5 protein-coding genes, 1 tRNA gene and 5 pseudogenes are annotated in these 11,849 nt (G+C 62.5%); 5 read left to right on the top strand and 6 right to left on the bottom strand.

The genetic code is table 11. The features are described from left to right. Positions 1–473: 473 nt before the first annotated feature. Both prfB and JCM25143_RS12655 read right to left on the bottom strand, forming a co-directional pair. Positions 474–1,604: pseudogene (prfB, locus tag JCM25143_RS19455) on the bottom strand (peptide chain release factor 2). Between the two features lie 57 nt (positions 1,605–1,661). Further along, positions 1,662–4,421, bottom strand: coding sequence for a penicillin-binding protein 1A (locus JCM25143_RS12655; protein WP_025861457.1), 2,760 nt, complete (start codon positions 4,419–4,421; stop codon positions 1,662–1,664). A gap of 64 nt (positions 4,422–4,485) precedes the next feature. Between JCM25143_RS12655 and JCM25143_RS22130 the strand changes: the two genes are divergently transcribed. From JCM25143_RS22130 to JCM25143_RS24215, 3 genes are read left to right on the top strand one after another with little or no spacing between them, the layout of a single operon-like run. Next, entirely contained in the window at positions 4,486–4,764 is a 279-nt protein-coding gene (locus JCM25143_RS22130) for a hypothetical protein (protein ID WP_148300136.1), read from the top strand. Continuing rightward, positions 4,761–6,428 (top strand): sensor domain-containing diguanylate cyclase, encoded by a 1,668-nt coding sequence (locus JCM25143_RS19445; protein WP_369347374.1) that lies wholly within the window; start codon positions 4,761–4,763, stop codon positions 6,426–6,428. Before JCM25143_RS22130 ends, JCM25143_RS19445 begins: the two co-directional genes overlap by 4 nt. Beyond that, positions 6,353–6,979, top strand: coding sequence for an EAL domain-containing protein (locus JCM25143_RS24215; protein ID WP_234395231.1), 627 nt, complete (start codon positions 6,353–6,355; stop codon positions 6,977–6,979). The genes JCM25143_RS19445 and JCM25143_RS24215 overlap by 76 nt, the downstream gene beginning before the upstream one ends. 93 nt (positions 6,980–7,072) lie before the next feature. Here JCM25143_RS24215 and hrcA read toward each other — a convergent pair. Beyond that, positions 7,073–8,154: pseudogene (gene hrcA / locus JCM25143_RS19440) on the bottom strand (heat-inducible transcriptional repressor HrcA). 201 nt (positions 8,155–8,355) lie between these two features. On the opposite strand from hrcA, the pseudogene rdgB reads away from it, so the two are divergent. Next, positions 8,356–8,954, top strand: a pseudogene (gene rdgB / locus JCM25143_RS19435) (RdgB/HAM1 family non-canonical purine NTP pyrophosphatase). Positions 8,955–9,015: 61 nt separating this feature from the next. Here rdgB and JCM25143_RS12630 read toward each other — a convergent pair. Together JCM25143_RS12630 and cysS are read right to left on the bottom strand one after the other, a co-directional pair. Further along, positions 9,016–9,789, bottom strand: a complete 774-nt coding sequence (locus tag JCM25143_RS12630) for an RNA methyltransferase (protein ID WP_025861456.1) — start codon at positions 9,787–9,789, stop codon at positions 9,016–9,018. Further along, positions 9,786–11,197, bottom strand: a pseudogene (gene cysS / locus JCM25143_RS19430) (cysteine--tRNA ligase). The gene JCM25143_RS12630 and the pseudogene cysS overlap by 4 nt, the downstream one beginning before the upstream one ends. 118 nt (positions 11,198–11,315) lie before the next feature. On the opposite strand from cysS, the gene JCM25143_RS12620 reads away from it, so the two are divergent. Further along, positions 11,316–11,390, top strand: a tRNA-Thr gene (locus JCM25143_RS12620). Positions 11,391–11,466: 76 nt separating this feature from the next. On the opposite strand, the pseudogene JCM25143_RS19425 reads toward JCM25143_RS12620, so the two are convergent. Continuing rightward, positions 11,467–11,849: pseudogene (locus tag JCM25143_RS19425) on the bottom strand (bifunctional folylpolyglutamate synthase/dihydrofolate synthase); the annotation flags it as partial.

The following is an 11,849-nucleotide window of genomic DNA, read 5'->3' as shown; positions in this document are numbered from 1 at the left end:
CGCGTCTCGATTGGCACATGGCGCTGGGGCGGCAACGTGCTGCCCCTCATGCCGTACATCAGCCCCATAACCGCAAAAATATGCAGAAGAACAACCACGACCACGATGGCGGCCAGAATGGCGCCGCCCATCCTGAACACGTAATTTGCCGAGCTTTTCTGCCGCTCGCCGTCGACCATACCCGTCCCTCTCCCGTGGCTACCTACACGACTCAAAAAACCGACCATCTGCATTTATGCAGATATGTGAAGCATACACACGCAGCATGGACATAAGCCCCTGCCCCGCGCTGACGACGCATTAATCGGTTTTCCGTCTTTTTCCTGAATGCAATTGGGCTATCTGAAACCGAAGATGTCAAGGGTGCCCCCTGTGACGAAGCCCGATATATATGAAAATAATTATCATATGCAACATATGCATATAATGTAACCATACGGAACCGCCGGAGGCGGTTCCGTACACGCCCCGGCTTACTGGGCCGAAGCGCTGGCTTCCGAACGGGTAGCGCCCACGCGCATGGCCAGAGAGGCGGCCATGAAAACATCCAGCCCGCCATCCAGCACGGCATCCGGGTTGCCGGTTTCCACGTTTGTACGCAGGTCCTTGACCATCTGATACGGCGCAAGAACGTAAGAGCGGATCTGGTGCCCCCAGCCGATATCGGTTTTGGCGGCTTCTGTTGCGGCAGCAGCGGCTTCGCGCTTTTGTAGTTCTGCTTCGTACATACGGGCACGCAGCATCTGCATGGCCGTTGCCCGGTTACGATGCTGCGAGCGGTCGGTCTGGCAGGCCACCACAATACCCGTGGGGATATGGGTAATACGAATGGCGCTGTCCGTTTTGTTAACGTGCTGCCCACCCGCACCCGATGCACGGAAGGTATCCACCTTAAGGTCGGAATCGTTGATTTCGATCTCGATCGTATCGTCAATCACCGGATAGACCCACACGGAGGCAAACGAGGTCTGCCGCCGGGCCGCCGCATCAAAAGGCGAAATCCGCACCAGACGGTGCACGCCCGCCTCGGTCTTGAGCCAGCCATAAGCATTGGGGCCAGAAACCAGAATGGTAGCGGATTTCAGCCCGGCCTGTTCGCCTTCGGAGCTTTCAATCAGCGTGACCTTGTACTGATGCGCCTCAGCCCAGCGCGTGTACATGCGCAGCAGCATCTGGGCCCAGTCCTGAGCCTCCGTGCCACCGGCCCCGGCATTGACTTCAAGATAGCAGTCATTGCTGTCGGCCTCGCCCGAAAGCAGGCTTTCAATTTCGCGCCGTTTGGCTTCTTCCGCCAGTGCGCGCAGGCTGGCGACACCATCGGCCACCAGATCGGCATCGCTTCCATTTCGGCCAGCTCGACCAGTTCGCAGGTATCGCTCACATTGGTTTCAAGCTGGAGAACACCCTCGATCTGGTTGGCCAGCAGGGTGCGTTCGCGCATCAGTTTCTGCGCGGCCTCGGCATCATTCCACAGGTCGGGGTCTTCGGCGCGGTTGTTCAGTTCCGCCAGTCGGGCTTCAGCGACATCCCAGTTAAAGATGCCTCCTCAGCAGCGCCACGGACTGCTTGATCTGGTCGTTAAGGGCTTCTGTCTCGGCAGACATGGGGCCTGGTCTCCATGGGTTCGGTCAGTAAAGGGCGCAACGCTGCCCGGCGGGCCTTCAATAAAGGCCCCCCATGCCAATGTCACCCCCGGAAGAAGGCTGGGCCGCATGCCCAGCCCCTTCAGACGGGCCACCGCCGCCGCCAGCCCCGGCCGAAGCACCAGAGGGTGCGCCAGTCGCGGCCATATCGCTTTCGGAATCGGGCATGTTTTCAGCCCCTGTATCCGCCGCTGTCAGCTCACGCGAACCATCGGCCAGATACAGGCTTTCGCCGGGAATCTGCCCATCCTTGAACGCATCGATCCCCACACCGCGCCCGGTGTCATACTGTACGAGCATAACGCCTTGGGGCACGGGGAAATCGAGCCGCGGCTGTCCGGCCAGAGCCACCTTCATCACCTTGTTCCAGATCGGCCCGGCAATAGCCCCGCCGGTTTCATTACGCCCGAGAGACTGCGGCGTGTCGAAGCCGAACCAGACAACCGTAACCGTATCGGGCGTATACCCAGCAAACCACGCATCGTTAAAATTCTGGCTGGTGCCGGTTTTACCGGCCACAGGCACATCTATGCCCTGCCCGGCCAGCATGCCGGTGCCGCGGCGGATGACATCCTGCAACATGGTGGTGATCTGGAACGCGCTCTGCTCGCTCGCCACACGGGGCCTGTCGTCACGCAGCATGGGCAGGCTGTCAGGTGAAAGCAGGGTGGGCGATGCATCCGGCACGGTGGGCGTTGCGGTAGCCGGAGACAGCGCGCCGGTTGCATCCGCCGGCACCTTGTCGGCCGGAGCCGCATCCGTGGCACCCTGTACATCGGCCTGAGCAGGCTGGGCCGCGAGTGTCAGCCCCGGTGTGCGCCACAGAACCCGGCCCTGCCGGTCCTGCACGTCATCAATCAGGGTGGGGGTGATCCGCCGCCCGCCCGAGGCCAGCGTTGCATAGGCCCCGGCCTCTTTCAGCACCGTGGTTTCCACCGCCCCGAGTGCTGCGGGCAGAACCTGCGGCATGCTATCCACCAGCCCCAGTTTGATTGCCATGTCAGACACGGATTTCATGCCGATATGCGCGGCCAACCGGATGGTGACGAGATTGCGCGATTCTCGCAGGGCGTCATGCAGGGTGGTCGCGCCCCAGAAGTCCTTCTCGTAGTTGTTCGGATGCCATGTGCCGTAAGAGACAGGCGAATCCTCAAACTCCTGCGAGGGAGAAATACCCTGCTCCATGGCGGTCAGATACACGAAGGGCTTAAAGGAGGAGCCGGGCTGGCGCAGGGCCTGCGTGGCCCGGTTGAACTGCGAAGCCTGAAAGGACCAGCCGCCCACCAGAGCCAGAACACGCCCGGTATGGGCATCAAGCGTGACCACGGCCCCTTCCACCAACGGCACCTGCATCAGAGCAGCGCGGCCACCGGCTGCCTGTGGTTCCACCATGACGACATCGCCATTATGCAAAGGGTGGCTGCGCCGTGCCCATGTCAGATCCCGCGCGAGCAGCAGGGCCTCCTGCGCGGCACCGGCGGGAGAGGCCGACTCCGCCGGGGAACGGCGCACGACGCTGCTTTCAAGCCAACCTACACGGCCCTTGGCCGCATCCAGCACCACGGCCAGCCGCCACTGATCAATAAGGCCTACCGGGGGTGTCTGGGCCGCAAGGGCCTTGGTCCAGTCCGCCTGCGGGGTTTCGGGGCCAATATCGGGCAGAGTCCGCAACGCGCCCTGCCAGCCTCGGTGGGCGCGATCATAGGCCAGCAGGCCCTGCCGCAAAATACCCTGCGCCGCGCGCTGGAGCGGCAGGTCAAGACTGGTGTGCACGTCCAGACCGCCCTGCATGGTCATGTCCTGACCATAGCGCTCGATCAGTTCACGGCGCACCTGCTCGGCAAACCATTCAGAACCCGGGGCCGGGCCTGGCCGGACAAAAGCGCGTGTATCCAATGGCTCGGCGGCGGCCGTGTGCGCGGCTTCAGGCGTAAGCGCGCCAATATCGGCCATGCGCTCCAACACCCAGTTCCTGCGGCCACGCGCGGCATCGGGAAAGCGCTCGGGATTGTAATTGGTGGGCGATTTAGGCAGCGCCCCTAAAAACGCGGCCTCGGCATCATCAAGCTGGTCGAGCGGCTTGTTGAAATAGGTCTGGGCCGCGGCACCAATGCCATAGGCCCCGTTGCCGAGGTAAATTTCGTTGAGGTAGATTTCGAGAATCTTTTCCTTGGGCAGAACCTGCTCCACCCGCATGGCCAGAAACGCTTCCTTGGCCTTGCGCTTGAGCGACACCGCATTGGTGCCCAGCAGCATGATACGCGCCACCTGCTGCGTAATGGTGGAAGCCCCGATAGGCCGCCGCCCCTTGCCGCGCGTAAGGTCTGTCAGTCCCGCGCGCAGGATGGCTGCGGGGTCCACGCCGTTATGGGTCCAGAATTTCTGGTCTTCCGCCGCGATAAAGGCGTTTTTCACCTTATCCGGTATGGCGGTGTAGGGCACAAAAATGCGCCGCTCGTTCGCCAGTTCTGCCACGAGCTGGTCATCCTGCGCATACAGGCGGCTCATGACCGGCGGCTGGTAGGAACGCAGGCCCTCCACCGTAGGCAGATCGGCCATGATGCCCTGATACTGGCCCCACAGCACAATGCCGCCACCAAGCCCACCCGCCAGCACCAGAGCCGCCGAGGCGCCAAGGAACTTACGCAGGGTGCGCCGCCGCAGGCCACGCCCGCCACTGCGCTGCGCCGCCTTGTCCGGCTGTCGGCCTAAATCTGCCGTCTGTGTATCCTGGCCAGAGGAAGAGCCCGTGTCACCGGAAGGTGGAGTGCTTGTCATGTGGCTTCTTTACCATTAATCCTGCGGGTGCGTCTTCCCCCTCCTGCCGATTGTCTCCACAATCATGGCGACATTCGGACTGAGCGCCACACGCCCTCAGGACGAAACGCGGCAAAAAGGCCATGGCGTTCGACTACCCGCCGCTGATCGAACCCGCCTGAATTGGAACAACACGCCTGTGAACGCCGTTCTGCACCCCCTCATTCATGAACATGATATCAGAATCGTTGCGGTTGCGGCCCTTCTGTGCGCTTGCGGCGCGTGGGTCACCACCGGACTTTTCAACCGCTATCTGATTAGCCCGCCCCACCACAAAACCCGCTGGCTGGTTAAAACCGCCTGATTGCCGGCACGACTGTCTGGTGCACGCATTTCATCGCCATGCTGGGCTACAGGCCGGGGGTTGCGGTCGGGTTTTCCCTTGGCCTGACCGGCTTTTCGCTGCTGATCGCACTGGCGGGCAGCCTGTGCGGTCTGGCCATTGCCGGGTGGCGGTGGAACAGCGCTCCGGTCCGGCTGGTGGGTGGTACGGTCATGGGGGTGGGCATTGCCAGCATGCATTATGTTGGCATGCTGGCCTACCGGGTGCAGGGCACCATGGAATGGAACATACCCTGCCTTGTCCTGTCCGTCGTGCTGGCGATGGTACTTGCCTCTGGGGCCTTTCTGGTCGGGGGCGAGAGCGAGCGGCAGGTGCAACGCACGGGTATAATGACAGCACTGCTCATGCTGGCCATTATCAGCCTGCACTTTACCGGCATGCTGGCACTCAGCATCACACCCTCATCCGTTGCCGGGCATTTTTCATCGCCTGAAACATTCCGCGCACTGGCGCTGGTCACTGCGGGGCTGGCGGGCATTATCGTGCTGAGCGGGCTGAACATCGCCCTCATGGACCACCGCAACGAGCGCGAACACAAACGCCTGCTGCACATGATTGACGATATGCCCGTGGCAGTCATGACGGTCGAGCCCGACTCCTTACGCATCAACTACGCCAACGCGACCTCGCGCAAACTGATCTGCAGCATCGAGCACCTTTTGCCGGTTAAAGCCGAAAACCTGATCGGCACCTGTATCGACATCTTCCACCGCCACCCCGAGCACCAGCGGCGTATTCTGGCCAACCCCGATAACCTGCCGCACAACGCGCGGATCAGTCTGGGCAGTGAAATTCTTGATCTCAAGATTTCCGCTATCAACGACAATAACGGCCACTACCTTGGCCCCATGCTCACATGGGCGCTCGTAACCAAGGAGGTGGAGGCGGAAAACCGTATCCTGCATCTGGCGCGCTATGACAGCCTGACGGGCCTTGCCAACCGCAACACCTTCCATGACCTGCTGGAAGCACGGATTCACTCCGGTTCGACCGAACTGAGCCTGCTTTTTATTGATCTGGACGGGTTCAAGCTGGTCAATGATACCCACGGCCACCGCGCGGGTGACACCCTGCTGCGCGAGACCGCCCGCCGCCTGCAGGCCCTGTGCGATGACCGCAGTAAAAACGGATGCCGGGTTTCGATCTGCCGTCTGGGTGGCGATGAATTCGTCATCATGTCGGAAAGTAACGACCCCGCCTTTAACGAAGAACTGGCCAATACCATAATCCGCTGTGTGGAAGAGCCCTACAGGCTGGCCAGAGACCTGCATGTGCGTGTCAGCGCATCGGTGGGCATAGCGCTATGCCCACAGCATGGTACCGATAGCGAAACCCTGCTGTCGCGCGCGGATATTGCACTCTACGCCGCCAAGGATGCGGGCAAGAACGACTTCAGGTTTTTTGCCGATACGATGGAGCAAAACCTACAGGATCGCCTGCGCCTTGAAAACGAACTGCGCGAGGCACTGGTTACGGGTGAGAGCCTGTTCGTATTCTATCAGCCATCGTCAACGCCCAGACCAACGCCGTTACCGCGCGTGAAGCGCTTATCCGCTGGCATTCGAGCGAACAGGGCTGGATTTCCCCTGCCGTTTTCATTCCCGTGGCTGAACAGACAGGCCTGATCGAACGGCTGGGCCAGCTTGTGCTGCACCGCGCCTGCCGTGACGCCGCATCCTGGCCGGATGAGGCGCGGGTGGCGGTCAATATTTCCGCCGCCCAGCTTGGGCAGGGCACACTGGCAGGCCTGATAAGCACCGCCCTGCAGGCCTCAGGCCTGCCCGCCACACGGCTGGAAATCGAAGTGACCGAAACAGCGCTGGTCAATGACGAATCCCGCGTGATGGAAGAACTGCATCAACTCAGGGCAATGGGCGTGCATATCGCGCTGGACGACTTTGGCACGGGCTATTCCTCCCTGTCGCATATCCGCAGTTTCCCGTTCGACAAGATCAAGATCGACGGCTCCTTCGTCCGCGATTCCACCACCCGCCCGGACTGCGCTGCGGTGGTGCGCGCCATTGCCGATATCGGCCACCGCCTTGGCGTGACCACCGTGGCCGAAGGGGTGGAAACGCAGGAGCATCTGGATGCGATCCGGGCCGAAGGCTGTCAGGAAATACAGGCTATGTCTATGCCCGGCCCGAGCCCGAGCCCCATGACCGCGAGACCATAGACCGCCTGAACGCACAGAAAACCAAACCCGCCGCATAACGCCCATCACTCATGGCGGCATGTCCCCAGCCCTGTTTCTGCCCGAGGTTTTGGGTCAGCCCAGCATGTCGCCCAGAAGGCGGGCGGTATAATCGACCACCGGCACCACGCGGCCATAATTGATCCGCGTAGGACCGATCACCCCAATAGCTCCTACAATGCGATTGGCCTCGTTACGGGCCGGAGCCATGACCACCGACATGCCCGTGGTGCCGAACAGCCCACTTTCCGCGCCAATGAAAATGCGCACACCCTCGGAATTTTCCACCAGTTCGAGCAGGCGCAGCATGGTTTCCTGCGCCTCCAGCCGGTCAAACAGCGACTGGATGGCCAATAACCGCTCCTGCCCGTCCACATCGGCCAGCAGGCGTGACTGCCCCCGCACGATCAGCGTGCCGCCACTTTCCGCCCGGCCACCATTCCAGATGGCCAGCCCGCTTTCCACCACCTCGGCCGCCAGACTGTCCAGTGCCGTGCTGTCCTGCTCCATATCGGTCGCAACCCTGCGGCGCAGGTCGCTCAACGAGACGCCCATGGCGCGTGCGTTCAGATAATTGGCGGCCTCCACCAGTGCCGAAGGCGGCATACCGGGGGGTGTTTCGATCACGCGGTTTTCCACATGGCCGTCAGCCCCCACCAGCACCACCAATGCGCGGTTGCTACCCAGCGCCACGAACTCGATATGCTTGACCCCGCCTTCGCCCTTAGGAGCGATCACCAGCCCCGCCGCACCAGACATGCCCGCCAGCAGGCCGATGCCTCCGACAATGTATCCTGCAAGGAACGCCCCAGCGCTTCGAGCGACTGGCCTATGACCTTCTGCTCCTCATCCGACAGCGCGCCGAACTGCAAAAGCCCGTCCACAAACAGGCGCAATCCCGCCTCTGTTGGCAGACGCCCTGCGGAAATATGGGGGGCAAACAGCAACCCGGCCTCTGTCAGCGAGGCCATGACATTACGGATTGTCGCAGGCGAGAGCGGTAGCCCCAGCCTGCGCGCCACGGTGCGCGAGCCTACGGGCTCGCCACTGGCCACGTATTCCTCCACCACCTCGCGCAGGATGGTGGCCGCGCGCGCATCCAGACCGGGCGGCAGGGAGGGGCGGACAGGCAGCAGGCCACGCATCGTCGTCGTCATCGCTTTCGGCTCTCCTTCATGCCGCCTGCTCGGCTCGCCTGCCGATACACCGCACGGCAGGCAGCACAATGTCCGGCAGTTTGCGGTTATGCCGCCGGATTGCGGGGTTTCTTGATTGTCCTATACCGTGCCACAGGTAGCCTGCCACTGGCCGCCTAACCCGCGCCAGATAAAACATGACCCGCAAAGGATAGACCCCGCATGACCAAACCCCGGCTCGAACGTGGCAGCCGCCTTGTACTGGCAACCCATAACGCGGGCAAACTGGCCGAGTTCAAAGCCTTATGGCCCCCTTTGGCATTACCGTTCTCTCCGCTGGAGAACTGGACCTGCCCGAACCCGAGGAAACCGCCACGAGCTTTGCGGGCAATGCCGCTATCAAGGCGCAGGCTGCGGCAGAGGCGGCCAAGCTGCCTGCGCTGGCAGATGATTCGGGACTGTGCGTGTCAGCACTCGGCGGTGCGCCGGGCATTTATTCCGCCCGCTGGGCCGGGCCGGACAAGGATTTTCCCGCCGCCATGCAGCGGATTGAAGAGGGTATCGGCGCGGATGAGCGCAACGCGTGGTTTACCTGCGTGCTGTGTCTGGCGTTCCCCGATGGCACGACCCATAGTTTTGAAGGCCGCGTGGAAGGCGAGATCGTCTGGCCGCCACGTGGAGCGGCCGGGCATGGCTATGACCCGATTTTCCAGCCCGAAGGCGAAACCCGCAGTTTTGCCGAAATGAGTGATGCCGAAAAAAACGCGATCAGCCACCGCGCCCGCGCGTTCGAGGCCTTTCGCGCAACCTGTCTGGCCTGATCCGTTAAGACCCTGTCGGCGGTAACACGCCGACAGCCGTTTTTTTAAGCGGAACGGCTGATTATGCGCCCGCCTTGCGCGGGTGGGCCAGTTCGCGCACCACACCGTGCAGGGTGCGCAGTTCCTGTTCCGTGACTTCGCCACGGGTAAAGAAATGGCGCAGGTTGCGCACCATGCCGGGGCGTTTTTCCGGGTTGCGGAGAAAACCGCAATCATCCAGCTCGCGCTCCAGATGGGCAAAGAAATTCTCAAGCTCGCCCTTGGTGGCCACATGGGTTTCGTTGGTCATGAGCGCACGAGGGGGCGTGCTGTCCTCGGTCATCCACCATTCATACGCCATGATCATGACGGCCTGCGCCAGATTGAGCGACATGAAAGCCGGGTTGAGCGGGTAGCGGATCAGCGCATCCGCGCGGGCCATGTCCTCGTTATCCAGCCCGGCGCGTTCGGGGCCGAACATCAGCCCCACCTTGAGCCCACGCTGGGTGGCGGCGCGCAGTTCGGCCGCACCACCACGCGCAGTCATGACCGTTTTGACCACATGGCGCGGGCGCGGGCAGGTGGCATAGACATGGTGCAGGTCGGCTATGGCGTCATCCACCGTTTCATGCACGGTGGCGGCGTCCAGAATCCTGTCAGCCCCTGAGGCGGCACGCCAGGCGCGCTCCTGCGGCCAGCCATCTCGCGGGGCCACAATCCGCATGTGAAACAGCCCGCCATTGGCCATGGCGCGCGCCGTGGTGCCGACATTTTCGGCCATTTGCGGGCGCACGAGAATAACCACAGGTGTATTGCCCATGGGTTCAAGCGGTGCGCCGCCGTCACGCCCGGTCATGCGCGCCTCCAGCTTGTACTCTCGGGTGTCTTCCAGTATAATACCCTTGGCCTGCAATTCATCACGCAGGGCATCGGCACGGGCGAAGTCACGCGCCTTGCGCGCGGCCAACCGCTCGGTAATCAGCGCGTCAATGGCGGCATCATCCTCGCTGGCCTCACCCCGGAACCATTCGCCGGGGCTTGTGCGCAGCAGGCCCATCAGCCCGCCCCCCTGCCGCAGCGCCACCGCTGCCTCGTGGCTACCGGCAAGGGCGGCATCGGCCAGTGCGTGCAATTCGGCTATGGCCTTGGGGGTATTCAGGTCATCACCCAGCGCCGCCAGCACACCGTGGGGCATGGGGGCAGCGCCTGACGCATCACCCGCTGCATCCGTAACGCCACCGGCTTCCAGCGCGCGGTAGAAGCGGTCGAGCGTGCGCCGGGCTTCGGCCAGTCCGGCCTGCGTGTAATTGAGGGTGGAGCGATACTGCGCACCCAGCAGCAACAGGCGCAGGGCCTCCGCCGGGGCCTGAGCCAGCACATCGCGAATGGTCAGGAAATTACCCAGTGACTTGGACATTTTCTCGCCATCCACCAGCAGCATGGCGTTATGGACCCAGTAATTGGCAAAACGCCCACCGGGGAAGCAGCACAGGCTCTGCGCGCGCTCGTTTTCATGATGGGGGAACAGAAGATCCGACCCACCGCCATGAATATCGAAGCTGTCGCCCAGATAGCGGTGCGACATGGCCGAGCATTCGATATGCCAGCCCGGACGCCCCCGGCCCCATGGACTATCCCAACCCGGCTGGTCGGCATCGGACGGTTTCCACAGCACGAAATCGCCAGCCGCTTTCTTGTAGGGGGCGACCTCAACCCGCGCACCGGCCTCAAGCTCATCAGGGTTGCGGCCTGACAGCGCACCGTATGAGGCAAAGGAGCCAACCGAAAACAGCACATGGCCCTCGGCCTCGTAGGCGTGACCGTTTTCGATCAGCCGGGCGATCATGGCCTGCATTTCGGCAATGTTATGCGTGGCGCGCGGTTCGATATCGGGCGGCAGCACGCCAAGGGCCGCGAGATCGGCATGGAATTCCTGCGTGGTGCGCTGTGTCAGGGCGGCAATATCCTCGCCATTGGCGCGGGCGCGGGCCGTAATCTTGTCGTCCACATCCGTGATATTGCGCACAAAGGTCACGCGCGGGTACAGGTGGCGCAGCAGCCGCACCAGCACATCGGCTGTCAGCATGGCGCGCAGGTTGCCGATATGCGCCAGATCATACACCGTGGGGCCACAGTAATAGACCGTGACATGCTCGGGGTTGAGCGGCACAAACGGCACGGTGGCGCGCCGCTGGCTGTCATGCAGGGACAGGGTCGGCTGTGATCTTTGCGGTGCGTCAGACATGAACGCCTAATTGCGCCAGCCGTCGGGCCGATGCAAGACGCCCCGCCGCCAAAAAAGCATGAGCACGCGCAAAAACAGGGCTTGACGGAATAGCGGGATTTTCGCTTATAGTCCCGCCCTGTGCGTAAAAGCGCCGTGCCCTTATAGCTCAGTGGTAGAGCAACCGCCTTGTAAGCGGTAGGTCGTGGGTTCAAATCCTACTGGGGGCACCACTTTTTTCCCTACCTTGCAAACCGGCATTGCCGCCGATTCGGCATACGGGCCAGAAACAAGGTAGACTGCCGGGCTTTAGCTGGCCCGCCAGCCATCCTGCCTGAGCGCCACACCCGCCAGATACAGGCTACCACAGATCAGCACCCGGCCACGCGCCTGCCCATCCACCACCGCCTGCGCGGCAATATCAGCCAGTGCACGAACCAGTGTGGGGCCAACCTGCGCCCGCCCGCCCGAAGCCCGCACGATCTCTTCCACCGGCAGGGCCAGATGCTGCTCCGGCTCGCTAATGGCCCACAGGCCCGTGGCAAATGGCAGCACAGGGCCAAGAAAGCCCGAGGCATCCTTGGTCTGCTTCATGCCCACCAGCATATGCAGCGGTGCATCCGCCCAGCCGGGCAGCGCACCAGCCAGCGCATCGCCCGCACCGGGGTTGTGCCCGCCATCGACCACGAGCC

Origin of the sequence: Acetobacter papayae JCM 25143, assembly GCF_000613285.1 — a bacterium.
GTDB lineage: Bacteria > Pseudomonadota > Alphaproteobacteria > Acetobacterales > Acetobacteraceae > Acetobacter > Acetobacter papayae.
The sequence above is the reverse complement of the archived record's forward strand: the minus strand, read 5'-3'. Positions and strand labels throughout refer to the sequence as shown.